At 59.8% G+C, this 25,757-nt stretch carries 16 protein-coding genes; 8 read left to right on the forward strand and 8 right to left on the reverse strand.

The window, feature by feature from the left end:
- Positions 1 to 40: 40 nt before the first annotated feature.
- The 3 genes from VM554_15385 to truA all read right to left on the reverse strand — a co-directional run bounded on the left by VM554_15385 (position 41) and on the right by truA (position 4,067).
- A complete protein-coding gene (locus VM554_15385; protein HVJ09759.1) occupies positions 41 to 1,822 on the reverse strand; it encodes an amidohydrolase in 1,782 nt (593 codons plus the stop codon).
- Positions 1,823 to 1,904: 82 nt separating this feature from the next.
- Entirely contained in the window at positions 1,905 to 3,161 is a 1,257-nt protein-coding gene (locus VM554_15390) for a M20/M25/M40 family metallo-hydrolase (protein ID HVJ09760.1), read from the reverse strand.
- A 45-nt stretch (positions 3,162 to 3,206) separates the two neighbouring features.
- On the reverse strand, positions 3,207 to 4,067 hold the full coding sequence (truA, locus tag VM554_15395) for a tRNA pseudouridine(38-40) synthase TruA (protein ID HVJ09761.1): 861 nt from the start codon (positions 4,065 to 4,067) through the stop codon (positions 3,207 to 3,209).
- Positions 4,068 to 4,401: 334 nt separating this feature from the next.
- Here truA and VM554_15400 point away from each other — a divergent pair, with 334 nt between their 5' ends.
- Positions 4,402 to 6,525 carry a TolC family protein gene (locus tag VM554_15400; protein HVJ09762.1) on the forward strand — a complete coding sequence of 708 codons (2,124 nt, stop codon included), beginning with the start codon at positions 4,402 to 4,404 and terminating at the stop codon, positions 6,523 to 6,525.
- An 86-nt stretch (positions 6,526 to 6,611) separates the two neighbouring features.
- On the opposite strand, the gene aroA is transcribed toward VM554_15400, so the two are convergent.
- From aroA to VM554_15425, 5 genes are all read right to left on the reverse strand, one after another.
- Positions 6,612 to 7,919, reverse strand: a complete 1,308-nt coding sequence (gene aroA / locus VM554_15405) for a 3-phosphoshikimate 1-carboxyvinyltransferase (protein HVJ09763.1) — start codon at positions 7,917 to 7,919, stop codon at positions 6,612 to 6,614.
- 55 nt (positions 7,920 to 7,974) lie between these two features.
- Positions 7,975 to 9,852 (reverse strand): SpoIIE family protein phosphatase, encoded by a 1,878-nt coding sequence (locus tag VM554_15410; GenBank protein ID HVJ09764.1) that lies wholly within the window; start codon positions 9,850 to 9,852, stop codon positions 7,975 to 7,977.
- A 129-nt stretch (positions 9,853 to 9,981) separates the two neighbouring features.
- Positions 9,982 to 11,922, reverse strand: coding sequence for a tetratricopeptide repeat protein (locus VM554_15415; GenBank protein ID HVJ09765.1), 1,941 nt, complete (start codon positions 11,920 to 11,922; stop codon positions 9,982 to 9,984).
- Positions 11,923 to 12,128: 206 nt separating this feature from the next.
- Complete coding sequence (lpxB, locus tag VM554_15420) at positions 12,129 to 13,319, reverse strand: lipid-A-disaccharide synthase (protein ID HVJ09766.1); 1,191 nt, start codon at positions 13,317 to 13,319, stop codon at positions 12,129 to 12,131.
- 5 nt (positions 13,320 to 13,324) lie between these two features.
- Entirely contained in the window at positions 13,325 to 15,286 is a 1,962-nt protein-coding gene (locus VM554_15425; GenBank protein HVJ09767.1) for an ABC transporter ATP-binding protein, read from the reverse strand.
- A gap of 147 nt (positions 15,287 to 15,433) precedes the next feature.
- Between VM554_15425 and hemW the strand changes: the two genes are divergently transcribed.
- The 7 genes from hemW to treS all read left to right on the forward strand — a co-directional run bounded on the left by hemW (position 15,434) and on the right by treS (position 25,753).
- The gene (gene hemW, locus VM554_15430; GenBank protein ID HVJ09768.1) at positions 15,434 to 16,729 is read left to right on the forward strand and encodes a radical SAM family heme chaperone HemW; all 1,296 of its coding nucleotides are present in this window, start codon (positions 15,434 to 15,436) and stop codon (positions 16,727 to 16,729) included.
- Between the two features lie 15 nt (positions 16,730 to 16,744).
- Positions 16,745 to 17,827: a GntG family PLP-dependent aldolase gene (locus VM554_15435; protein HVJ09769.1), complete on the forward strand. Its 1,083-nt coding sequence runs from the start codon at positions 16,745 to 16,747 to the stop codon at positions 17,825 to 17,827.
- A 268-nt stretch (positions 17,828 to 18,095) separates the two neighbouring features.
- On the forward strand, positions 18,096 to 19,082 hold the full coding sequence (locus VM554_15440; protein HVJ09770.1) for a glycosyltransferase family 2 protein: 987 nt from the start codon (positions 18,096 to 18,098) through the stop codon (positions 19,080 to 19,082).
- Positions 19,083 to 19,183: 101 nt separating this feature from the next.
- Entirely contained in the window at positions 19,184 to 20,155 is a 972-nt protein-coding gene (locus VM554_15445) for a quinone oxidoreductase (protein ID HVJ09771.1), read from the forward strand.
- A 96-nt stretch (positions 20,156 to 20,251) separates the two neighbouring features.
- On the forward strand, positions 20,252 to 20,731 hold the full coding sequence (locus VM554_15450) for a DUF4126 family protein (protein HVJ09772.1): 480 nt from the start codon (positions 20,252 to 20,254) through the stop codon (positions 20,729 to 20,731).
- 30 nt (positions 20,732 to 20,761) lie between these two features.
- Positions 20,762 to 22,147 (forward strand): mercuric reductase, encoded by a 1,386-nt coding sequence (locus tag VM554_15455; GenBank protein HVJ09773.1) that lies wholly within the window; start codon positions 20,762 to 20,764, stop codon positions 22,145 to 22,147.
- 126 nt (positions 22,148 to 22,273) lie between these two features.
- Positions 22,274 to 25,753 (forward strand): maltose alpha-D-glucosyltransferase, encoded by a 3,480-nt coding sequence (treS, locus tag VM554_15460; GenBank protein ID HVJ09774.1) that lies wholly within the window; start codon positions 22,274 to 22,276, stop codon positions 25,751 to 25,753.
- Positions 25,754 to 25,757 lie beyond the last annotated feature (4 nt).

A 25,757-nucleotide genomic window follows, 5' to 3' on the forward strand; every position in this document is an offset into this window, starting at 1 on the left:
AGGCGGGATGGCTTCGCTCGTCCGATTGCGGGAGAGCAGGCTACTTGCTGCCCGCGATTCTTATGCCGCCGGTAGCGACCTGGTTGCCGCCTACGATGGTGCGCAGCACCTTCGTCTTCAGTATCTCAGCCGGGGGAATAGCGGTCAGGTCGCGATCGAGAACGATGAAGTCCGCGGCATAGCCGGGGGTGAGCTTGCCCTTCCACTGCTCGGAGTGCTCCGCGTAGGCTGAGCCCTGCGTGCAGGCATAGAGCGCCTGAGCCAGGGATAGTACGTTTTCTGGATAGAAGGACTGCTTTCCGGCTTCATCCTTGCGGGTAACCGCGGCATACACTCCGCGAAATGGGGTGACCGGCTCAATCGGGTAGTCGGTTCCAAAGGCCAGTGGAACGCCAGCGTTCAGAAATGCCTTCCATGCGTAGGCATGCTTCGCATGCGCTGGGCCGAGGCGGGCCTCCGCCCAGCGCATGTCGGTGAGCAGATGATTGGGCTGCATGGAGGCGATGACATGAAGCGAGCGGAAGCGCGAAATATCCGCCGGGTTGACGACCTGTGCGTGCTCGATGCGGTTGCGCGTGGATTGCCAGAGTGATGCGTTGGGTTGCGGAGCCTTCTTCGCAGAGGCTTCGGCGGCTGCGAAGGCACGGAGCGCCATCTCCGTAGCGCGGTCGCCGATGGCGTGGAAGCCGATCTGGAAGCCGGCCTGCGCCCGCTCCGTTGTCATCATGTTGAGCGTGGCCTGGTCGTAGCGGAGCAGGCCGGAGTTCGCGGGATCGTCGGTATAGGGCTCCAGCATCGCCGCTGTTCTGGAGCCGAGAGAGCCATCCAGGTAGCCCTTGAGCATGCCGGTATGCAGCATGGGATCGTCAGCGGGGTGGGCGGCCTGCTGCTGCTTCAGTTGGTCGAGCGGGGCATCGAAGGGCAGCCACTCGGTGACCCGCAGCGGCAGCTTTCCTTCCTGCTCCATCGTTTCCATAACCAGGAAGTCCTCCCAATCGGAGTTGTCCTGGGCCGAGGTGACGCCATGAATGACGGCATCGGCCATGGCCAGTTCCAGACCGCGACGCCGTTGTGCCTCGGTGGGTTTCGGGGCGTGGTCCCAAACGAGCTTCATGGCAGGCTCTTCGCGCAGGATGCCGGTGGGTTCTCCGTGTGGGTCGCGATCGATGCTGCCGCCGGATGGATTGCCGGTATTGCGGCTGATGCCAGCGGCGGCGAGAGCGGCGGAGTTTGCCACGGCGATGTGACTGTCTACGCGCGTGAAGATCGCAGGATGGCCCTGTGTGACCGCGTCAAGGTCCGAACGTGCCGGCAGAACCTTGGCGGGCCAGAGGGTCTGGTCCCAGCCGCCTCCGACCAGCCATTGCCCGGGCGGAGTTGCCATAGCTGCGAGCCGCACGCGCTCTTTCATATCGTCGAGCGAGGTTGTTCCGGTGAGATTGACGGCGAGCTTGATGCGGCCCGCCTCGGCCAGATGCACGTGAGCATCGTTAAAGCCGGGCATGACAAAGGCTCCGGCGAGGTTGATCTTTCGGGTTGCGCTGCCGGCAAGCTTCAGGGCGGCATCGTCGCTGGTGGCGGCAACGATCTGGCCTCGGCTGAGAACCAGGGCGGTAACGAATCGGAAATGCCCTTCACCGAGCCCCTCGCCGGTAAGAATGCGGCCATGGTAGTAGACGGCATCGGGCGGATCAGCAGGGGCCGGTGCGGCGGAGGGTTGTGCGAGCGCGGGATCGACGGTGCAGGCGATCAGAACCAGAACAGACAGCAAGGGAGCGGCGAGCAGGAGAGAAGCCAGAAGGGAAGCGGAGTGCAGTCTCATGCGGAAGATCCTCTCCGGCGATAGAGATCGCGGGTGAAATAGTGCGAGCAGCAAACGGACGATCCACTCGGCGCAGCATGCTTCACTGACCCGATGCATTTTCAAGCAGCGCGAGCACTAGCAGAAGGACGCGGCGCAGGCCCAGATCGCGATGAGCGGAGTTATACCACTCGGCGCGGGTATGCACGCTGCCGCCGTCTCCCCCAGCACCCATGCTGATAGCTTCGATACCCATGGACAGGGGGATATTCGCGTCGGTGGAGCCTACGCGGAGCTCGGTGCGGAGCTTCAGATGCCGGTCAACCGCGCGCAGCGATTCAAGGATGGCGGCATCCGCAGGCAAGCCGGCGGCAGGCCGGTCCCCGATGGTATCGATCGTGAACTGAAGTGGGCGGGCGGGTTCCAGCCGATTGGCGGTGAGGACGGCGTCTTCGACGGCGCGGTGCAATTCCACTTCCATCCGGATCAACTGCTCGGGATCTGTGGAGCGGAAATCGAAGCGTGCCGTGGCGCGCTCGGGAATCGAGTTGACCGAAGTGCCGCCTTCAATGGTGCCTACGTTTACCGTGGTACGCGGTTCAGCAGGCAGAGAGACCATGCTGAGGCGGGTGATTGCGGCGGCCAGAACCATGATGGGGTTGGGGGTTCCGGCATCGCTCCACGAGTGGCCGCCGCGGCCGGTGATGGAGACGAGGAAGCGGCGGCTGCCCAGGGCCTGCGCGACGACGACTTCATGGCCTGCTCCATCGAGCACTACGTTTGCGGCGATTCGTGTTTTATAGCGGGAATGCTGGTACAGATGGCGAATTCCGCGGAGATCTCCGTCGCCCTCCTCTCCCACATTGGCGGCAAAAAGCAGGTCGCAGGCGAGGGGCACCGAGGCATGGCGCAGCGCAGCGGCGATCGCCAGCAGGCCGGCCACTCCAGCAGCGTTGTCGCAGGCGCCGGGGGCCTCCAGCCGGGCTCCTTCGATCCTGGGGTTGAGAGGTGTCTCCGCCGGGAAGACCGTGTCAATATGCGCGGAGAGGAGAATGCAGGGACGCGCCGCGCTGCCCTCATTGCCGGGTTTGGCCCCCTCGGGGCCGGGGAGATATCCGAGCACATTGCCAATCTCATCGACGTGCGCGTCCATCAGACCAAGCTCGCGAAAGCGCTCCAGAACCCACGCGGATCGGGGGCCTTCGCCGAAGGGCGGCGCGGGGATGGCTACCATCTCCACCTGCCAGCGCATGATCTGCGACTCGTGCAGATGCAGCCACTGGAAGGCTGCATGTACCGGGCGCAGGGAGGCCAGGCGGGCGATGCGGGAGAATGCCGTGGGTGCTATCGGAGAAGGCATGCGGGTTTCTTCAGGGTAGCATCGGGTGGGGTAGCATCTGGGTCTCTACATGGCGCTGTAACCGACAGAGACGAGAAACAATCCGCGAGCGGGCGCAGTGGGGCCTGCGGCGGCGCGCTCTCGCGCGGCGAGGATGCGCGGAAGCTCTTCGGCAAGGATCTGCCCGCGTCCGGCCTCAAGAAATGTGCCGACGAGGTTGCGCACCATGTGGTGAAGAAAGCCCGAGCCGCGGACGCGGTAGAGGAGCAGGTCACCCTCGTATCCGCCGTCGGAGGCGCGTTGCTCCCACGCCGATTCATAGATCGTTCGGATGTTGTCGCGATCCAGGTTTTCGGAAGTGCCGCTTTCGCGAGCGCCGGATCGCTGCGCCAGGTCGGGATCTGCGGCAGCGAAGGAGGTGAAGTCGTGCTCGCCAAGCACGGCATTCGCTGCCTCCCGCATGGCTCCAAGATCGAGTGGCCAGTTGAGAGCGCTGGCGTAGCGGGCGAGGAACGGGGGACAGATTTCGCCGCGATAGATGCGGTATTCATACGTTTTGTGGCGGGCGCTGTGACGGGCGTGAAACGAAGGCTCTACCGGCTCTGCCGCGAGCACGCGGACGTCCGGGGGCAGGGTGCGGTTGAGCGCACGTTGCAGGTTATAGGCCGGGATCGCCGCAGCCAGTGTGAAGGAGGCAACTTGAGCGAGCGCATGGACGCCCGCGTCGGTTCGTCCTGAGCCCTGGGGCAGCACTTGTTCTCCGGTGACGCGTTCGATGGCGCTGGCCAACTCGCCCTGGATCGTTCGCAGTCCGGGCTGCACCTGCCAGCCGTGGAAATCGGTGCCGTCATAGGAGAGCACCAGTTTCCAGTTGCGCTGCGTCTGCAGGGTGCCTGGTTGCAGAAAGTGGATGGGCGAGGAATTCATCTCGAAGCCGAGGATATCGCAGCGGTGGGCCGGGGTGGCTGCGATATACTCAGGCCTGCCGATTCAACCGGAACTTTATTCGCTCTAACAAAGCGGCGGGGTGGTCCTGCGCGGTTCGACAGCAAGATTCCACGGAACGAAGCACGGTTCGAAAACGTATGGAAACTTATCCGGAGTGCTTGTGGTCTCGCCGGCGTTGCTAATGATTTAGTTTTCAACATGTTGATGAGTCTCAGGGCAACCGGCCAACGTCTCCTGATGTGTCGGTTCGCCCCGAACATATGGGGAAGGGCGAATGGCTTTTTTCTGTGACCGGCAATGGAGAGGTACCACGTTGAACGTAGAAAAAGGGAAGACCCACGAGGCGCATGCCTCCCATCAGGTTCCAACCGCTGCAAGAGTACAGTCGAAACTTCAGACAACTGCCATGGTGGCGTGCCTGCTTCTCTCCACTGTTTCTCCTTATGGGATGGCGCAGCAGACCCCGCCGGTAACTCCACCAGCGGGTATGAAAGATCTGCCGCCGACACCTGCGCCAAACTATACCCAGCCAATGTTTATGCGGTCGACGCCGCGGGATTTTACCAGGCCGCAGGGCTATTATCCCAATCCGCTGGCTCCCTATAAGGCGATCTCGATGGAGCCCTCGCGGTTTACCAACACGGCGCGGATTCACGATCTGATCCGCGACGGGAAGATCTACCTCAGCCTGAGCGATGCGATCACGCTGGCGCTCGAAAATAACTACGATATCGCGATTGCGCGGTTCAACCTCGACATTGCGGATACCGACATTCTGCGATCCAAAGCCGGCGCACAGTTACGCGGTGTGAATACAGGGATCGTTAGCGGAACCCAGGGCACGGCGGGTCAGACGCTGATATCGGGCGGCGGTCCGGGGGGAACCTCGGTAGGATCGAGCGGCGCAGGCGCAGGCGCGGGCGGCCTGGTCACAAATACCAGCAGTGCGGGGCCGAATCCCGAGAGCCTTGATCCGACGTTGACGGGAACGATCCAGTACGAAAACGCCAAGCAGCCGACCTCCAATCCCTTCAGCGGAGCGCCGGTACTCTCGACGGGAACGACCCAATACGACTTTGCCTATAACCAGGGATTCCTTACCGGGACTGCGTTGACGGTCGGCTTCAACAATTCCCGGCAGACGACGAACAGTCAGTTCAGCAGCTATAGCCCGCAGTACAACACCAATTTCAAGGCAGAGGTTACCCAGCATCTGCTGCAGGGGTTTGGCTGGGGAGTGAATAGCCGCTTCATCGTGCAGGCGAAGAATAATCGCCGCATCACGGACGCGTCGTTCCGCCAGCAGATCCTCTATACAGTGAACCAGATTGAGAACATTTATTGGGGACTGGTCAGTTCGTATGAGGACGTGCAGGCAAAAGAGCGTGCGCTCACGCAGTCCAAACAATTGACGGCGGACAATCGCAAGCAGGTAGAGATTGGGACCCTGGCGCCGCTGGAAGTTATCAACTCCGACAGCCAGGTGGCGAGCGATCAGCAGGCGCTTATTTCTTCGCAGACCGCTCTGGAATACCAGCAGATGGTGATGAAGCAGGCGATGCTTCGCAATCTGAGCGATCCCGAGTTGAGCAAAGCGCCGGTGATTCCCACGGATCGGGTCAGCCTGATCGAGTCTCCCGAAGAGAAGATGTCTGTGGACGATCTTGTGAAGCAGGCCTATACCAACCGGCCAGAGGTGGAGCAGGACATTCTTCAGCTGAAGAACAGCGAGCTTTCAATGAAAGCGATAAAGAATGAGCTGCTGCCGGTGGTAGATGCTTACGGCTTTTACGGGGCATCGGCCATTGGCGGCTCCCAGAATCCGAACTGCATGAACTTCGTGACCGGCAAGCCGTGCGTGGCCAACCAATTTCCCACGGTGAGTTATGGGACCGCGTTCAGCCGCCTGTTCAACAGCAGCGCTCCGGATAAAGGAGTGGGTGTGAATATCTCCATCCCGATTCACAACCGCATTGCGCAGAGCGACCAGGCACGGTCGGTACTCGAATACCGGCAGAACGAACTTCGGCTGGAACAGATCTACATTCAGATTCGCACCCAGGTGCTCAACGGAGTCTTTGCGTTGACCAACGACCGGGCCCAGGTTCAGGCAGCGCTTGCGGCTCGCGAGTTTGCATATCAGAGCCTGGATTCCGAGCAGAAGAAGTATCATCTGGGCGCGTCGACGACTGCGAATGTTCTACAGCAGCAGCGCAACCTAGCAGCCGGGGAGAACAACCTGATCGTAGCCAAGGCTTTGTATGCGAAGGATCGTGCAGCTCTCAGCCAGACATTGGCGAATACGCTCGAACACTATGGCATCAGCCTGGGGGATGCGGTAAGCGGGAAGATTTCGCAGGTTCCGGTGGTTCCCGGAGTGGAAGCTCCGAAGGATACGAAGGAACCAAGCATGCCGCTGCAACCGGCACAGCAGTAAGAAAGATACGAAGGGGTCCGATGCCGTCCTATTGAGAGACGGCATCGGACCCCTTTTGCATGTCACTGGTTTTGCTTCCCGGTTCTTTATCTCTCTGCGACCAGATCAAGCAGGTCAAAGAACTCGGGGAAGGAGATAGCGGCGCACTCGGCACCGTGGATGCGGGTTTCGCCCTTCGCCCTCAAGGCAGCGACGGCAAAGGCCATGGCGATCCGATGATCTCCGCCGGAGTTGATCTCAGCACCCTGCAACTGCTGTCCACCGGGCACGTCCAGGCCATCCTCGAATTCCTCCACATCGGCACCCATCGCGCGAAGATTGGTAGCCATGAGAGCGATGCGGTCCGACTCCTTGACGCGCAACTCGCGGGCGTCCCTGATGCGGATTCCCCCGCGGGTATATGGCGCAATGGCGGCAAGCACGGGCAGTTCATCGATGAGCTGTGCGGCGAGCGCGCCGGAGATGGTGGTTGATCCCAATCCCTGGCTGGGAGCGGTGAGCTGTACCGTGCCTATCAGTTCGCCTTGCTTCTCTTCGAGATTGAGGACGCTGATGCGCGCACCCAGCGAAGTGAGCACATCGAGGAGGGTTGCGCGGGTGGGATTCAGGCCCAGGCCGTCAAAGACCAGATTCGACCCCGGGAAGAGAGCGGCTGCGCAGAGAAAGAAGGCTGCCGACGATAGATCGCCAGGAACGGTGGCGCTGATGCCGGTTAAAGACTGGCCACCGGCAATCGAGACTGCATCCGCGGTTCGGGTGAGCTCGGCTCCAAAGGCGCGCAGCGCGAGTTCGCCATGGTCGCGGGTGCGAACGGCTTCGCGCAGGGTGGTGGTTCCGGCGGCCTGCAATCCGGCGAAGAGTACGGCGGTCTTGACCTGGGCGCTGGGCACAGGAGTGGTGTAGTCAATGGCGGTGAGCTTGCGGCCCGTGATGGTGATGGGCGCATGTCCTTCGGTGAGAGCGATCTCCGCGCCCATCTGCGACAGGGGCTTGCGCACGCGCTCCATGGGCCGTTTGCTGAGGGATGCGTCTCCGATCAGGGTAAAGCGATCTTCCTGTCCGGCGAGCAGGCCGGAGAGCATGCGCATGGTCGAGCCGGAGTTGCCGCAATCGAGCGCACCAGCCGGGGCAACCAGTTTTCCGCCAGTTCCGTGAATCTCGATCGAATCCCCGGCACTGGTTATGCTTGCGCCCAGCGCTTCAGCGCAGCCCAGGCTGCTGGCGCAATCGGCGCCGGTTGAGAAGTTACGCAGACGGGTCGTTCCCCCGGCGAAGGCCGCCAGCAGGGCATAGCGGTGGGAGATACTCTTGTCGCCGGGCAGACGAAGGCTGCCGACGAGGTTTCGCGCGGGCGCGACGGTCCTTGTGCTCGTGTGTGTGGCTGCGGTATCCAATGGGTCTCCGGAAACTATTTTCTCTATCCTATCGCGTCCGGCCTATCGCGTCTGGTCAGGGATTGAGGACGCGGAGGATCACCAGGGTCTCATCGTCAAAGTGATCGACGTCGCCCTGAAAGCTGACCAGCTCGTTGAGTATCGCGTCCGCCAGTTCCCCAACGGGTTTTCGCTGATTCTTTCGCACAACGGAGATCAGCCGGTCGTTGCCGAACATTTCTCCGCTGGAGTTCTGCGCGTCGACGATGCCGTCGCTGAAGAAGATGATCGAATCTCCGGGTTGGGTGGATAGGCTGAACTCCTCATACTGAACGTTGGGAAACATGCCCAGCGGGAAGCCTTCAGCGAGGATAGTGGTCACCTCATCGGAGCGGCAGAAGAGAGGTTGCACCGCTCCAGCATTGGCGAGCTGAAGGGTCTGGTTGGAGTCGTTCCACACCGCGTAGACCATGGAGACGTACTGCGATTCCAGTCGCCGCTCCTGCAGGGCATCGTTCAATGTTTGCAGCATCCGCGAAGGGGAGAGCTGCTGGATTGCGGCCGCGCGCATGATGCCGCTGACCAGTGCCGCGAAGAGGGCTGCGGGCGCTGCCTTGCCGCTTACGTCGCCAAGCGCAATTCCGCTGCGATCGGAGTCGTACGGCAAAAAGTCGTAGAGGTCTCCTCCGATGGTTCGCGCGGGCAGGAAACGGGCTGCGTATTCTGCATGCGCCTGTTTGGGCCGTACCGGGGGCAGCAGGCGCAACTGAACTTCGCGGGCCATGGCAAGATCGCGCTCCAGACGCTGCTCCTGCCGTGCGACTCTCTGGTAGAGGCGCGCATTCATGATGGCAATGGCAATCTGCGCGGCCAGTGTAACCAGGGTGCGCTCATGCTCTTCGTTGAAGTAGTTGGTGCGCGTATGCTCGAGGTCGAGGACGCCGATGATCCTGTTTTTGTAGATCAAAGGCACAACCATCTCAGAACGCGACTCAGGATTCACCATCACGTAGCGGGGATCTTTTCTTACATCGCCGACGTTGATCAGCTTGCGCTCGGCGATGGCGGCGCCTACCAGTCCCCGGTTGGACGGCACGGGGGCGAGATCAGGATTGGGTTCCCCGAAGCGCGTGGAATAGCGGATTTCCAGTATGTCTTCCTGCTCGTTCAATAGCAGGATCGTGAACATCTGGTAATCCATGACGCGGCGGAGCAGTTGCCCGACCTTCTCCAGCAGAGTGTCGAGGTTAAGGATGGAGGTCAGCTCCCGGCTGATTTCGTTCAAAACCGCGAGCGTTTGCGCCTGGCGGGAGGCACGGGTGTACAGGCGCGCATTTTCAATCGCCTGTCCGATGCGCGACGCGGTCAGCATAAGCATGCGCTGGTGCTCCGGCCGAAAATAGCCGACCTGCTCGGACTGGATATCGATGACGCCAATGACGCGATTCTTGACGATCAGCGGTACGGCGAGTTCGGAGCGAACATCGGGATTGGCATTGATGTAGTTCTCCGCCTTGGTTACGTCGTTCAGCATGACGGGTTCGCGGCGCTGGGCTGCTTCGCCCACAACTCCTTTTCCCATGCGGATGCGCAGACGCTCCACTTCCGGTGTGTGGCCGATTTGGAAGCGCATGCGAAGGTCGTTGGTGCGGTCGTTCAACAGCAGGATGGCGAAGATGCGGTAGTCGATCACCGCGCGGACGAGATCGGCGGTGCGGAGGAAGAGAGTCTGCAGATCCAGCGTGGTGTTGAGCGCATCGGCCAGTTGCATCAGGAAGTCAACTTGCACGGGATCGACACGCGCCGGTGCGGCGTTCAGCGTTGCCGCGGACGAGGGACGATAGTCACCTTCAAATGTATCTGGGCCGGCCGCCTCCTGCGAAGGAGGTGGAGCAGGAGCCGAATCTTTCTTTTTTTCGTGTGACTGGGGCATAGATGTCGCGGAAGCCATCATAGAGCATTCCACTTCTGCTGCGTTGTGTCAGTGGGAAACTGCGGCTTATCTTAAGCGGAAGTATGTATTGGATGTCTAGAGGGATGTCCAGGAATCGAGCACCCCCATACACCGGGTTCGAAGGCGGCTCTAGTCCGCCTCGGCACGTTTGAAAGGCGTTTGCAGATACTTGCGGGCTTCGTTCAGGGCGCCCTGGGTGTTGTCGTTGGTCTGCACGGCCTGGCGGTATTCATTCACGGCGCGGTCTCGCTGTCCGGTTACGTCGAAGATCTTGCCTAGCTGAATATGGCTCCAGACTTCGGTCCACTTGGGGTCGTCGTCTCCACGTAGCGCGTCGCGGTAGGCATTTGCCGAAGCCTGATAGTTACGCTGGGTAAAGAGGACCTCGCCCACCCGATAGCTGGCAAGGGAGCTGTTGGGGTTGGCGGCAAGAGCCTTCTGATACTCGGCGAGTGCGTCGGCGAAGTTGCCCTGGGCGACCATCTGCTGTCCGCGAAGGATGGAGACGCGAACCTGCATGTCGGGGGAGTTTTTGAGCACCCAGCTTTGCGGATCGATGGTGATGCGGCGAGGGCGGCCGAAGGTATCCACGATATATTGCGAATCCGTGCCAACCACCTCTATCCGTTTGGTCTCCGTCTTCCCGTCGGTATCAATGCGCAGTTCTACCGGCATGCGGAAGAGGTCTAGATCCTGATTGATCTGTCCTATGGTGCGGAAGCCCTTGTTGCTGCCAAGACGATAGACCGTGTACTTATTGGTGAATAAAGGTGCGCCGGTGCCATCGAGCCACTGGGCGAAGAACGGCGTGAGGGTCTCCCCGGACTGTGTCTCCGCGACCTTGATCAGATCCGAGGTGCGAACCGGTTGCCCGGTGAACTGCGACAGAGTGCCGCGGAGGATCTTCTTAAAGTTGTCGTCTCCCACCTCCCAGCGAAGCATGTGGAAGACCATGGCGCCTTTTTCAAGCGTCATGGATTGAAACTCCGGCGAGAACGGGGAGAGGCGGCCCGCAGTAGAGAGCGGAATCGTGTCGTATGCCAGTGCCCCGGCGGAAACATCCTGCACGGCGGCGGAGAGCGCGCTCTTACCGGAGGCATCCTCAAGGTACATCAGCTCTCCGTAACGCGACATGCCATTGGTGATCCATGCATCGTTGAGGGAAGCCGGGCTTACCTCGCTGCCCCACCACTGATGCGCGATGGTGTTGGCGAGCAGGCGGGAGTTGGACTTGTCCGCGATGCGGTTGCCTGCGATGGCGGCAATCTCCGGAGCCCAGGTGGCGGGAACGGTATCGTTCGGCAGCTCGACGATGTTGAGACGGCTGGATTGGAGATTGCCGAAGGTGTCGGTGAAGAAGGCAAATTCCTTGTTCGCGGTCTGAGCATAGTCCGCCGCGCTTTGCTGGTGAGCGGCAGTGGTATAGACGCGGATATTTGTGCTGCCTGCGACTGCAACCGGCTCCTCAAATTTGCCCGCGATGATGGTTCCGGGGAAGCCTGGCTTGCTCCAGACAAAGTCGAATTGCCGGCCCTTGGGGGTGGTCAGCGGACCTCCGGTGCCGCCGCTTCCGATGACTCGATATCCGGCGGGAACGCGGATATGCATCTCCGCCGTGAAGCGGTTGGTCATGAAGCCGGTCATGGGAAACCAGCGGCCAGGATAGAGAAGATAGCTGATGGGATCGCCGATGGTGGTGAGCTTGAGTCCCTCGACCGGTCCATCTTCCTGTCCGCTGAGGGTGCCATCATACTGGAAGGTATAGGTGACGGTCTGGCCCTTCTGCAGCGGCACACGCGGAGCGATGCGGATAGTGGAGTCCTGACCCCGTTCGCCCGAGAGAGCGGTGCTGCTGGATCCTTCTGTGACCTTATTCACCTTGAGCGCGTTGTGCAGTTGGAAGACAACCGTGTCGGCGGTCTCGAGCGCGGTAAAGTTCACGCGGGCCGTCGCCGTGAGGTGGTGAGAGACCGGGTCAAGATCCGCGTCGATGACGTAACCGTTGATCTGGAAGTTTGGCTTTTCGGCAGCAAGTAAGGGTGCTGCGAGCGCGAGCAGCACGATGGCCATGGCAGAGATCCGTATCAAAAAAGAAAACCCGCGGGCTTGCATAGGATCAACGTTCCCCGTATTTCGTTTCATTCGACTGCTGGAGCAATTCCGCTTCTGCTGCGCTATGGCCATCATGGAAAAGTGCGGCTCTTCTTTAGGAGAGCGCTGCGCCGGTCCTGGCTGCGTTGCACAGAGTTGAAGTGGAGTTGCTTTCGTCATCTTGACTAAATCGGAACTGAGTTGTGAGAAATTCTTTGCGCCACCTGCAATGTGATGCCAGCAGCGCGATCGATGGCCGTTTCCGTTGCCGAGCGGCCGGCGTGCAACATCTGCGAGACCTGCTTCAGGTCGTTCTGCATTTTACCGCGAGCCGTCTCATCGGCCATCAACCTGCGGAGATGGGAGACAACATTGCTCGCGTTGAAATCGTGCTGGATGAGCTCGGGAACGACGGCGCGGCCGGCCACCAGGTTGACCATGGCCACGAAGGGGACCGAAACAATATGGCGGACGACCGCATAGGTTGCCGCGGAGACGCGATAGACGACCAGGAACGGATTGCCGATCAGAGCTGCCTCAATGGTTGCGGTACCGCTGGCGACAACACTTGCACGCGCATGGTAGAGGGCAGCCCGGGCATCTTTTACCAGGGTGATGCGGGGCGCCTTTCCGCTGCCGCGGCCAGATGGCGGAGCTATGCTCTCACGAATTCCCGCAATGTGCCTTGGATCCAGCGTTGCGGCGAGAGGCAGCAGAAACTCGCAATCCAGGTTGAGGGCGTCTGCGGCCTTCTTGATCTCCGGGAGGTTCAGACGGATCTCCTTGTCGCGGCTGCCGGGCAAGAGGGCAACCCAATCTTTGGACGCGTCCAATCCGTATTGGGCAGCAAACGCACTTCGAGAGATGGTGGGCAGCGGAAGGTCGGCGAGGGGATGCCCGACGTACGTGGCCTCCACGCCGCGGTCGCGGTAGAAGGTCTCTTCAAAGGGAAAGATGACAAGCATGCGGCCGACATAACGCTCCACCTGCCTGATGCGGCGTTTTTTCCATGCCCAGAGCTGGGGGCTGACGAAGTATACGACCGGAATGCCGAGCCGATGGAGGTCCCGCGCGAGCCGCAAATGAAAGCCTGGATAATCGATCAGCACAGCCACATCAGGCGGGGTCTCGCGCAGGCTCTGCAGGATGCGCCGGTATTGGCGATAGATGTGAGGCAGGTGGCGGACGACCTCGGCCAGGCCCATGACAGCCATCTCTTCGGAGCGCACGATGCGGCGGCAGCCGAGGTCTTCCATGCGCTTGCCGCCCATGCCAAAGACTTCGACGGCAGGGTCGATCTTTCGCAGCGCCTCGATGAACATCGCTCCGTAGCGTTCGCCGCTGGCTTCACCGGCTGAGAGGAATATTCGCGGCATGGCCCTTAGCCAATCCCGCTGGCGAGCGATTCGCGCAGGACGGTCGACGGGTGTGTCTCCGGCAGCTCCTGATCCTTGTACTGGAGCTGGTAGAGCTTCCAATAGATGCCGTGGCGGGAGAGCAGCTCCTGATGGGTGCCCATCTCGCGGAGTTGGCCTTTGTGCATGACCAGGATCTGATTCGCGCGCTGCACGGTGGAGAGGCGATGGGCGATTACGACCGAGGTGCGTCCCTGCACCATCCGCTCCAGCGCGGATCGCACGCGCAGCTCCGTATCCGTATCGACGCTGGAGGTGGCTTCGTCGAGGATGAGGATTCGCGGATTGTGAGCGAGCGCGCGGGCAAAGTTGATGAGCTGCTTCTGTCCCGTGGAGAGGCTGTTGCCGCGTTCGTGGACCGGCTCCTCAAAGCCGCTGGGCAACCCTGAGATGAAGTCGAGGACGTTAACGTCATCCGCTGCGCGGCGCATCTGCTCGTCGGTGATCCAGGCAGTGCCGAGGCGGATGTTGTCGGCAATCGTTCCGCTGAAGAGGAAGGGATCCTGAAGCACGACGCCGAATTGCTGGCGGAGAGCGGTCAGGGCATGCTCGCGGACATCCAATCCATTGATGAGAACGCTGCCGTGCTGCACATCGTAAAAGCGCATCATCAGGCTGATGATGGTTGTTTTTCCGGCGCCGGTGTGGCCGACGATGGCCGCCGTCTGGCCGGGCTCAATGACGAAGGAAACGTCTTTCAGTATCCACTCGATTTCGCTGCCGAGCGCGGCGAGCTCATCCGTGGTAGCCACGGCGATCTGCGCTTCCTGCTCGGGAGTGAGCTTCTGATAGGTAAACCAGACGTGGCGGAACTCGACGCGGGAGCTGCCGTCGCCCGGTTGCGGGTGCTCGGGATCCACCACTTGCGGCGGCGTATCCAGCAGCTTGAAGATGCGTTCGCTGGCCGCCATGGCCGCCTGCAGGATGTTGTACTTCTCGCTCAGGTCCTGAATGGGGCGGAAGAAACGCTGTGCGTATTGAATGAAGGCTACGAGGACGCCGAGTTGAACGGTATTCCGCAGGACTCCATTCCCGCCCCGCCAGATCACCAGGGCAATGGCTATGGAGCTGAGGACCTCAACCGCCGGGTAGTAGAGCGCGTAGGCGAGGATCGTGTCCTTGAAGGCGACCATGTGGTCGTTATTCACCCTCTCGAATGCCTCGTAGGAGCGCTTCTGGCGGTTGAAGAGCTGTACGATGCTCATGCCGCTGACATGTTCCTGGGTATAGGAGTTGATGCGGGCAATGGCATGGCGGACGCGGCGGTAAGACTCGCGGACATGCTTGCGGAACAGCCGTGTGACGAGAAGGATGAAGGGCAGCACGGCAAAGGTGACCAGAGCCAGCCACCAGCTCATGCGCAGCATGATGAAGACGATGCCCAGCAGGACGAAGGTGTCCTCAAAAATGGAAAAGACGCCTGCGGTGAACATTTCATTGAGCGCATCCACATCGCCGGTTAGCCGGGTGACAAGGCGCCCGACCGGGTTGCGATCGAAGAAGCCGATGTGCATCCGCTGAAGATGGCGGAAGATCTGGCTGCGCATGTCGAACATGACCTTCTGCCCGGTCCACTGCATCAGGTAGGTCTGCACAAACTCCAGCCCATAACTCATGATCAACGAGCCGAGATAGATGGCGGCAAGCTGGCTGATGCCATGGACAGGGTTGGAACTGAGGCGCCGGGTGAACCAGTTGAGGTGAGTCGTCGGCCTGGAGGTCAAGTATAGATCGACTGCGATCTTCATCAGGAAGGGGCCGATCACGTCAAAGAAAGCCTTGAGGAAGACCGCGGTCAGCGATACGATGGCCTGCCATTTATAGGGACGCAGGTAGGTAACGAGCCGGCGCATCAACCGGCTGTCGTAAGCCTTGCCCGCTACATCGTCGTCCTGATGGGAATCTTTGCGCTTCTTCTCTTCAGACATGGTTCCACCACCTATTCTACGGTGTGTCCGTTCCATCCTGAATAGCTCTCCTGAAACTGGCGTGTGCCTGCCTCCATAAACTGAACTTGAACCGTGAAAGGACGCTAAATCGTCCCTCGCCGCAACCCGCCCAGCGGGACGCGGACTGTGGCTGATTCGCCACATTCGGCAGAGATGCTGGCAGGGCGTGGGAAACGTGGGAAAATAAAAGACGACACTCCGACAGCCATGGATTCGCTCGGACTTTACATCTCGATTCCGTTTTGCCGCTCCAAATGCAGCTATTGCAATTTTGCGTCCGGCGTCTACCCGTCGAGCGCCTTTCCCGGCTACGTGGACAGGCTTTGCGGTGACCTGGAAAGGATGCGGGCCTGGGCGGAGGAGCAGAAGGCTCCCTTGCCTCGCAGGGTGGACAGCATCTATCTCGGGGGAGGTACGCCGAGCATCCTGCCGCCGGATCTGCTGCAGCGTCTTTTCGCAGAGATTCACCGGCAGTTTCGCGTGGCGCCCTCCGCGGAGATCACAATTGAGTGCGCGCCGGGACAGATCGACGATGCCTTTCTAGAGGGCATGCAGCATTGTGGAGTGAACCGCGTCAGCTTTGGCGTCCAGTCCTTTGTAGATAGGGAAGCGGCGGTAACAGGCCGCCTGCACAATTGCGAGGTAGCGTTGCGGGATGTGAAGCGTGTCCAGTCCGCGGGCATTGCTTCCGTCAATGTGGACCTGATCGCGGGCTTGCCATATCAGACGATGGAGTCCTGGCATGAGTCGCTGAAGACGCTGGCAGCGACCGGAGCCGACCACGCCAGCATTTACATGCTTGAAGTGGATGATGGTTCGCGACTGGGCCGGGAACTGCTGGCAGACGGGGGACGGTACCATGCCGCTGCCGTGCCGGACGATGATGCGATGGCGGAGATGTACCTGGAAGCGATCGGCTTTCTGCGCGAGCAGGGCATTGAGCAGTACGAAATTTCCAACTTTGCACGAGTGGGTGCGGAGTCCCGCCACAATTTGAGGTATTGGCAGAGGCAGCCCTACCTTGGCCTGGGCGTGGACGCTCATTCGATGCTGATTGCCGAGGATGGGCACACCCTGCGCCTGGCCACGACGGACGATCTGGGCGAATACCTCGCCGGTCCCCGCGACCCTTCGATACTCCATTTAAGCGAAGTGGAGCAGATGGAAGAGGAGTGGTTTCTCGGTCTGCGGCTGGCTCGCGGAGTGAGCCTGGGGACGCTGACCCGGCAGTATGGCAGGGCCAAGGTAGACGCTTTTCGGCCAGTGCTCAGCGAGTTGTTGGAGGAGAAGCTGCTGGAGAAATATGCAGGCCGCCTGCGGCTGACCAGTCGAGGCCGGTTGATCTCCAACGATGTATTCGCGCGATTTATCGCGGTGACCAGCGAAGAGTCTTCGCGCCCCGAATTGATTTCGGTAGTTTGAAGCAGAGGAGAACGGATGTCCATTGAGACTCTTGCTGTTCCTGAGGTGGTGAAGCAACAGGCGACGGCAATCATCGACCTGCGCAGCGACACGGTGACACGGCCAACGGCGGCGATGCGCGCAGCCATGGCGGCGGCAGAGGTGGGGGACGATGTCTATGGAGAAGACCCCACGGTGAATCTGCTGGAGAAGAAGGCGGCGAAGGTCTTTGGCCGCGAAGCCGCCATCTTTGTGCCCACGGGGACGATGGGGAACCAGGTTGCCATCCGGCTGCATACGCAGCATGGGCAGGAGGTGATCTGCGAGTCGCGGGCTCACATCCTGGATTGGGAGATGGCCATGGTCTCCGCCTTTTCCGGCTGCCAACTGCGTACGGTGTATGCGGATCGCGGCATCCTGACGTGGGAGCACATTCAGCCGGCGATCGGAGCGAAGCTCTACTACCGCGCGCAGACGGGGCTGATCTCACTCGAAAATACGCACAACATGGCGGGAGGTACGGTGACTCCGCTGGCCGTGCTGGAAGAGATATGGGATGGCGCGGAGAAGGCTGGGCTGCCGGTTCATCTGGACGGAGCGCGGGTTTTCAATGCATCGACGGCGCTGGGTGTGCCTGTGGCAGAGCTGACGCGCGGATTCAGCACCGTGATGTTCTGCTTGTCGAAGGGGCTCTGCGCTCCGGCGGGCTCCATGATCGTTGGCAGCCGCGAATTGATCGATCGGGCGCGCATTTACCGCAAAGCTCTCGGAGGCGGCATGCGGCAGGTAGGAATTCTGGCGGCGGCGGGCATTCTGGCGCTGGAGGAGATGACCGCGCGGCTGGGCGAGGACCACGCAAATGCGCACTTTCTTGCAGAGGGGCTGGCACGTATTCCCCAGGTGGAACTCGATCCGGAGGGAGTGCAGACCAACATCGTGATCTTCCAGTTGAAGGACCGTGGCGATGCCCTGGCTCTGGTAGAGCGGCTCAAGAGGCGCGGGCTGCTATGCGGAAATGTTGGCCCTCACGCGATCCGTTTTGTAACGCACAACGATGTGGACCATGCGGCATGCGCCCAGGCAATTGCATTCGTAGAAGAGGAAATCAAAAGAAGTTAACCCCGAGAGCCCTGATTGAGCCTTACTTATTGTCTCGTCTGAGCGAAGCGGTTGTTCCCGTGAGCGGAGCATTGTCATCCTGAGCGGAGCATTGTCATCCTGAGCGAAGCGAAGGATCTATATTTAAGGCAAGCCCGATGTCATGAGTCTTGTAACGGCAATCGGCATGTTACATGCCGGGTTATGCGCCTTGATTCCGGCGGGCTGTATCACTAAATCAAGATGTTTTCAACGGTTAGATGGTGGTACCGAGGGTATACTTGTATATATGCCTAAGTACTCCGTCGTCGTCCCCTTTCACAATGAAGAAGATTTTGTAACCGCCCTCTACGACCGTCTAAAAGACGTTATGGAGCAGCTAGGGGATAGTTTTGAACTCGTATTTGTGGATGACGGTTCGAGCGACCGCACCTACAAGCTTCTCGAGGAGATTGCTGCGGTAGACAGCCGCGTCCTTGTGGTGAAGCTTCGCCGCAACTTCGGACAGACCTCCGCGCTCGCAGCCGGATTCGACCATTCGCAGGGGGAGTTCATCCTAGCGATGGATGGCGATCTGCAGCATGAGCCGGAGGAGATTCCTGAATTCCTCGCCAAGCTGGAAGAGGGATATGACGTGGTCAGCGGATGGCGCAAGGATCGCGTTGACAACTTGATTATGCGGCGCATTCCATCGCGGTGCGCGAACTGGCTGATGGCCAAGCTCTCCGGCGTGGATATCCACGACTTCGGCACGACCTTCAAGGCTTATCGCCGGGAAGTGATCCACAATATCCCGTTGTATGGCGAGATGCACCGCTTCATTCCGGCGCTGGCTTCGTGGTATGGCGCGAGCATCTGCGAGATTCCGATCCGGAATATCAATCGTCCGAAGGGCAAGTCCCACTATGGGATTTCGCGCACCTTCCGCGTCTTCTTCGACCTGATGACGATTCGTTTCCTGTTGAAGTACATGTCGCGCCCGCTGCATTTCTTCGGCGGATTCGGCGCACTGAGTATTCTTCTGGGTTCAGCGATCTCCACTTTCCTGCTGGTGCTGAAGCTTGTTACGCATCAACACGTCATGGATCAGCATGGTCCATTGTTCGTGATCGCAGGCGTGACGATCCTGGCTGGCATCCAGATGCTGGCGATTGGTTTGCTGGGTGAACTGCAGGTCCGCCATTACCACACAGCGGCACACCGCTCCCCCTATGCCATTGACAGGCTTGTCAGGCTGCGCAGCCCGGAAGAGCCGAGCATGCTGCACGACAACTAACCATGCGCAGTCTTAAGACGCGCCAAATTTACTGAAGTTTTTGATGTGTTGCCCAAAGGGCCTTGCCTCGTGCAAGGCCCTCGTTGCATGCTTACCTTGCTATGAAAGCGATACAGATCAGCGAAACAGGATCAGCAGACGTACTCAACCTGGTGGACATTCCCACTCCGGCGCCGACGGACGGCAAGGTGTTGGTCAAGGTCCAGGCCTCCGGCGTGAACTTCATCGACGTGTACTTCCGGGAAGGGCGGTACAAGGCCGATCTGCCGCTGGTCCTGGGACAGGAAGGCGCGGGTACGGTGGAGGCTCTGGGACCGGGAGTCCACAATGGCCTGAAGCCGGGAGACCGGGTGGCGTGGTGCGGAGTGCTTGGCAGCTATGCCGAGTATGCGGTGGTCCCGGCGTCCCAGCTTGTCCGCGTGCCGGATGGGGTAGACCTGAAGGTGGCGGCCGCGGTGATGCTCCAGGGGATGACCGCACACTACCTTTCCCACTCTACCTACAAGCTGAAGAGTGGAGATCTGGTGCTGATCCATGCCGCCGCAGGGGGAGTGGGCCTGCTGCTGACGCAGATGGCGGCACGGATTGGAGCGCGTGTGATTGCAACGGTCTCCACACAGGAGAAGGCCGCCCTGGCGCGCGCGGCTGGCGCGGAAGAGGTCATTCTCTACACGGAGTGTTGCTTTGAGCAGGAGACACGGCGCCTGACCGATGGGCGAGGCGTGGACGTGGTCTATGACTCGGTAGGCAGAACAACCTTCGAACGCTCCCTGAACTGCTTGCGCCCACGTGGGCTGATGGCGCTTTATGGAGCCTCCAGCGGAGCGGTTCCGCCATTTGATCTGATACAGCTTTCGACCAAAGGCTCTCTCTTTATCACCCGTCCATCCCTGGGACACTATATCCATACGCGGCAGGAGCTGGAGTGGCGGGCAACAGATGTGCTCGACTGGGTGCAACGCGGCTTATTGAAAGTGCGGATGGAGTTTATTTATCCCCTGGCCCAGGCTGCGGAGGCGCATCGCGACCTGGAAGCACGCCGCACGACTGGCAAGCTGTTGCTGGTGACCTAGGGGAACGGCATCGTTGCCTTCATCCCGGATTTTGCATTCGCTGAAGCAGTGAATCGTGAAAGATGTGCTCTGTAAGAGTTCCGAACGGAGGCTGGAATGGGCACGGATGCGCTGCTCAAGCTGGTGTTTGCTCTGGGATGCGTTTGCGGTCTTCGCTCCATGACTGCGCCTGCGCTGGTCTGCTGGGGCGCCCGCGTGGGATGGCTCAACCTGGGCGGTTCTCGCCTGGCTTTTCTCGGAACGCTGCCTGCGGTCATATTGTTCACCTTGCTGGCGATGGGGGAGCTGGTTGCGGATAAATTGCCCAACATCCCCGGCCGTAACACTCCGGGACCATTAGCAGCTCGTTTTGTTCTGGGAGGGATCTGCGGGGTTGCGCTTTGCATCTCCGCTCATGCTTCGAGTGGTATTTATGGTTTTTTAACAGGAGGCATGGGCGGTGTGGTTGGGGGAGTGGCGGGCTACTATATTCGTCGCTATGTAAAGCGACGGTTCAGGCTCCCGGATTTTCCGGTAGCAGTGACGGAGGACGTTCTGGCCCTGGCTGGCGGCCTGCTGATTGTTTCTCGCTTCTAAGTGAATTGGTCTGGGTGCCGGGAGGGACTAATGGCGGGAAAGCACTACGATGCGATAGTGATTGGCTCAGGGCAGGGCGGCAACCCACTTGTTCGCGCGCTGGCCGCGGCTGGACTAAGCACTGCATTGATCGAGCGCAAGCATATCGGAGGCACGTGCATCAACGAAGGGTGCACGCCGACGAAGACGATGGTGGCCAGCGCGAGGGTGGCTTATGCCGTGGGCCGCGCTGCCGAATATGGCGTCGAAAGCGGACCGGCTAAGATCGACATGAAAACAGTTCGCCAGCGCAAGCGCGACATGGTGGACCAGTTCCGGAACGGCAGCCAGAAGAGTCTCGAGTCCACGAAGAATCTGGAAATCGTGTGGGGCGAAGCGTCGTTTGCCGATGCGAAGACGATCGAAGTGAAGCTGCGCGATGGCGGCACGCAGACCCTGTCGGCTGAGCAAATCTTTCTCAATACGGGAGCCCGCGCCTCGGTTCCAAAGCTGGAGGGACTGGACCAGATACCGTTTCTGGACAATGAATCGATCATGGAGTTGGATGCCGTTCCTTCGCACCTGATCATCCTGGGGGGCGGGTACATCGGCGTTGAGTTTGCGCAGATGTTTCGCCGCTTCGGATCGCAGGTGAGCATCATTCAGACTGGCACGCAGCTTCTGTCGCGGGAAGATCCCGACATTGCGCAAGAGGTGCAGAAGATATTTTCGGAGGATGGCATCGCAGTCTATCTCGGTTCCGACGCGCGGCGCATTGCAAAGAGCGGCGAGGGGCTGGAGCTGACTTTTGCGCAGGGGGAGAAGCAGCAAACGCTGCATGGATCGCATTTGCTGGTGGCTACTGGTCGCACTCCCAACACTCGCGAGCTCAATCTGAGCGCGGCTTCTGTCGAAACAGAGAAAAGCGGACACATTCGTGTGAATGAGCGGCTCGAGACGACTGCTCCGGGAATCTTTGCACTGGGCGATGTCAAGGGGGGACCCGCATTCACCCACATCTCCTATGACGATTTTCGCATTCTTCGTACCAATTTATTGCTCGGCGGAAAGGCGAGCACGGCTCACAGGATGGTGCCATATACGGTTTTCATGGACCCACAGTTGGGCCGAATTGGGATCACAGAAACGGAGGCGAAGCGCGCAGGGAAGAAGGTTCACGTTGCTCGAATGTCCATGACATCCGTTGCGCGCGCGCTGGAGACGGGGGAGACCCGCGGGGTGATGAAGGTTGTGGTGGATGAAGACGGCGAAACGATTCTGGGAGCAGCCATTCTAGGGATAGAAGGGGGCGAGATAGCGACGATTCTCCAGGTTGCCATGATGGGGAATGTCACCGTATCGGCGTTGCGGGATGCGACCTTCTCCCACCCTACCCTTGCCGAGTCGCTGAACAATCTTTTCTACAAGATGGATTGAATGCGAAGTTCGAGGTATCCGTGCCGGGAAGATGAGCTGGCGGAAGCAGTGATTGGCGCGGAATCTGCATCTGCATTAGGAGCGATATCAGTGAGGAGTGGCTGTAAGGATGAGAAGGAAGGACGGATGCGATTGTATGTCTGGATGGGAGCTGGGGAGTGCAGCGCGGTGCGGGACGTCCGCAATCGGGGAGAGATTTTGACTACCACGCATGACTCGGCACAGGGTGGACCCAGCGCCAACGCGCGGAATTTTGCATCGGGAAGAAAAAGGGGAAGCGCCTCCGATCCTCTCTGGTATAAAGATGCACTGATTTATGAGTTGCACGTCCGCGCATTTTTCGACAGCAATAATGACGGCATCGGTGATTTTCCCGGGTTGCTGCAGAAGCTGGATTATCTGCAGGAGCTGGGTATTACGTGTCTGTGGCTCCTGCCATTTTTCCCCTCCCCGCTGCGCGATGACGGCTATGACATTTCCGATTACGTAAGCGTCCATCCCAGCTATGGGACGCTTGAGGACTTCAAGGCATTTCTGGACGCAGCGCACGACCGCGGGTTGCAGGTGATGATCGAACTGGTGGTGAACCACACCTCGGATCAGCATCCGTGGTTCCAGGCCTCGCGGCGTGCTGCGCCGGGTTCGCCCGAGCGGGATTTTTATGTCTGGAGCGATACCGACCAGAAGTACAAAGATGCGCGCATCATCTTTACCGATACGGAGAAGTCGAACTGGACCTGGGACCCGGTCGCAAATGCCTATTACTGGCATCGATTCTTCTCCCATCAGCCGGATTTGAATTACGACAATCCGCGCGTGCTGGAAGAGGTCATCAACGTCATGCGCTTCTGGCTGGATATGGGCGTGGATGGCTTGCGGGTAGACGCTATTCCTTATCTGGTGGAGCGCGAGGGAACGAACTGCGAGAACCTTCCGGAGACGCACGCGGTCATGAAGAGGATTCGCGCCGAGATTGACCAGTACTACTCCGGGCGCGTGATTCTGGCCGAGGCGAATCAGTGGCCGATGGATGTGCTTCCTTACTTTGGAAATGGCGATGAATGTCACATGGCGTTTCACTTTCCTCTGATGCCGCGTATCTACATGGCGCTGCGCCAGGAAGACCGCCTGCCGATCACCGACATCATGGCGCAGACGCCGCCGATTCCTGACACCTGTCAATGGGGCCTCTTCCTGCGGAATCACGATGAGCTGACGCTGGAGATGGTGACCGACGATGAGCGGGACTACATGTATCTGGCTTACAGCGCCGATCCCCGCATGCGCATCAACATCGGAATTCGCAGAAGACTGGCGCCCTTGCTGGACAACAACCGGCGGCGCATCGAGTTGCTGAACAGCTTGCTGTTTTCGTTTCCGGGAACTCCGATTCTCTACTATGGCGACGAGATTGGGATGGGGGACAACATCTACCTGGGAGACAGGAACGGTGTTCGCACTCCCATGCAGTGGAACGGCGATCGCAATGCGGGCTTCTCCCGTGCAAACCCCGCACGCCTCTATAGCCCGGTGGTGATGGATCCGGTGTGGGGCTATGAGGCAGTCAACGTTGAGGCCCAGCAGGGCGATCCTTCTTCGCTGCTGAGCTGGACGCGGAACATGATTGCGCTGCGGAAGATCTTTCAGGTATTCGGGCGCGGCACGTTAACGTTTCTGAATCCTTCCAACCGCAAGATCCTGGCGTATCTGCGGGAGATGGATGGACAGCGGATTCTCTGCGTGGCCAACCTGTCGCGGTTCGCACAACCCTTTCAACTCGATCTGCAGGCGTATGACGGTATGGTTCCGGTGGAGATGCTCGGTTACATTGAATTTCCGCACATTGGGAAACAGCCCTATCCGCTGACGCTGGGACCCTATGGTTTTTTGTGGTTCGAACTGCAGCAAACGGCAGAAGATACCGGATCTGCGCTAAAGGGGCAGGACGGTCTGGAAATGCCTGGAAAACCTGACTGGGCGGTGGTGCTCTCGGGCGAGAATCTGGAGCGGCTGCAGGTGGATGTGCTCCCGGATTATCTGCAGCGCCAGCGCTGGTTCGTAAGCAGATCCCAGCCGATTCGCAATGTAGAGATTGCGAATCGGTCCTTAGCGAAAGATGGGGAGCCTGTGATTGTTTTGCTTCGTGTGAGTTATGCCGAGGATTTGAGCGATCTCTACCTTCTTCCGATGGCGATGTGTTTTGGCGAGGCGGTGGAAGGTATCCGGACAAACTTTCCGCAGGCGGTTCTGGCTACAATCCACGGAGGGCAGGGCGAGGGGCTGTTGTACGACGCATTCTTCTCCGATGTTGCCGCAGAGAAGCTGCTGGACCTGATCCGCTCTTCGGGCACGTTGCCGACCTTGTATGGTGAGCTTCGCGGTGTTGCAAAGGACGATCTCGCAAAAGTGGAGGCAGATGCGCCGCCGATGACCGTCCGAAGACCGACCGGCGAGCAGAATCTATCCACACTGATCTTTCGCGATCAGGCTGCGGATCGATGGGCTATGAAGATATTTCGGCGCCAGGAGGCGGGCCCAAACCCTGACCGGGAAATGCATCGGTATTTGTGGCACTCTACGGGTTTTCGCAACCTGTTGCCCGTCGGTGGCGGAATCGATTACATCTCTGAGGCTGGCGAGACTTCGACAGTCGCCATGCTGCAGGACCTGATAGAAAACGAAGGCGATGGATGGCAGTGGACGCTGGAAGAGCTGGATCGCTTCTATGAGCGTTGTTCATCACTGGAGGTTCCCGCTAGAACTTTTGCCGCGATAGATGCGAGCCTGATCTCCACGACGGAGTTTGCGGTTCCGCCAGGCGTGAACGAGCACATAGAAATCTCGCTTGATGCTGCACGTACCCTTGGCAGGCGCACGGGTGAGCTTCATCTTGCGCTGGCCACTCCGACCTCGGAGGCCGCCTTTGCCCCGGAGAGATTTTCCAACGCGGATCTGGTGCAATTGCGAGAGGATATCGGCCGTCACACGGCGCACGCATTTGCGGTGTTGAAGGTGAGCGTCCCGAGCCTTCCCGATGAACTGGTGGATATGGCGGCGCTGGTTCTGAGCCGGCGCGGGACCATCCTCGATCGGGTTCGATCTTTTCCGCCGCCTGAGTTCGGCGCCCTGCGGACTCGTATCCACGGCGACTACCACCTGGGCCAGTTGCTGCGGTCGAAGTCGGACGTTTTCATCCTCAACTTTGATGGTCCGGCGACGCAGTCGATAGAAGAACGCCGCAGGAAACAATCGCCTCTCAAGGATGTTGCCAGTATGGTGCGCTCCTTCAGCTATGCAGCGTATGCGGCGCGGATGCGCTACGCGGCGCGACGGCCGGAGCACCAGGATCGCCTGAAGTATTGGTCACGGCTATGGGATAAGGCGGTTGTTTCAGAGTTCCTGCGGAGCTACCGCACGACTGTGCAGAATGCGGAGTTGGTTCCGGCGACGGCGGAGACATTTGAACTGCTTCTGCGGGGGTATGTGTTTGACAAGACGCTCGATGAACTTCTTTACGAGCTGAAGAACCGTCCGGCCTGGGTAGAGATTCCGCTGGCGGGAATTTTGTCCCTTCGTGCGAACAATAACGGCGAACCGCAACCTTGAGCCA

The organism is Acidisarcina sp. (assembly GCA_035539175.1).
Lineage (GTDB): Bacteria > Acidobacteriota > Terriglobia > Terriglobales > Acidobacteriaceae > JANXZS01.

Coding starts and splice junctions, on each gene's coding strand:
- lpxB (HVJ09766.1), bottom strand. CDS start 13,319: ATGCCGCGAATATTCCTCTCAGCCGGTGAAGCCAGCGGCGAACGCTAC.
- VM554_15440 (HVJ09770.1), top strand. CDS start 18,096: ATGCCTAAGTACTCCGTCGTCGTCCCCTTTCACAATGAAGAAGATTTT.
- VM554_15415 (HVJ09765.1), bottom strand. CDS start 11,922: ATGGCCATCGTGCTGCTCGCGCTCGCAGCACCCTTACTTGCTGCCGAA.
- VM554_15390 (HVJ09760.1), bottom strand. CDS start 3,161: ATGCCTTCTCCGATAGCACCCACGGCATTCTCCCGCATCGCCCGCCTG.
- VM554_15455 (HVJ09773.1), top strand. CDS start 20,762: ATGGCGGGAAAGCACTACGATGCGATAGTGATTGGCTCAGGGCAGGGC.
- VM554_15385 (HVJ09759.1), bottom strand. CDS start 1,822: ATGAGACTGCACTCCGCTTCCCTTCTGGCTTCTCTCCTGCTCGCCGCT.
- VM554_15425 (HVJ09767.1), bottom strand. CDS start 15,286: ATGTCTGAAGAGAAGAAGCGCAAAGATTCCCATCAGGACGACGATGTA.
- truA (HVJ09761.1), bottom strand. CDS start 4,067: ATGAATTCCTCGCCCATCCACTTTCTGCAACCAGGCACCCTGCAGACG.
- VM554_15435 (HVJ09769.1), top strand. CDS start 16,745: ATGTCCATTGAGACTCTTGCTGTTCCTGAGGTGGTGAAGCAACAGGCG.
- VM554_15410 (HVJ09764.1), bottom strand. CDS start 9,852: ATGATGGCTTCCGCGACATCTATGCCCCAGTCACACGAAAAAAAGAAA.
- VM554_15450 (HVJ09772.1), top strand. CDS start 20,252: ATGGGCACGGATGCGCTGCTCAAGCTGGTGTTTGCTCTGGGATGCGTT.
- VM554_15445 (HVJ09771.1), top strand. CDS start 19,184: ATGAAAGCGATACAGATCAGCGAAACAGGATCAGCAGACGTACTCAAC.
- treS (HVJ09774.1), top strand. CDS start 22,274: ATGCGATTGTATGTCTGGATGGGAGCTGGGGAGTGCAGCGCGGTGCGG.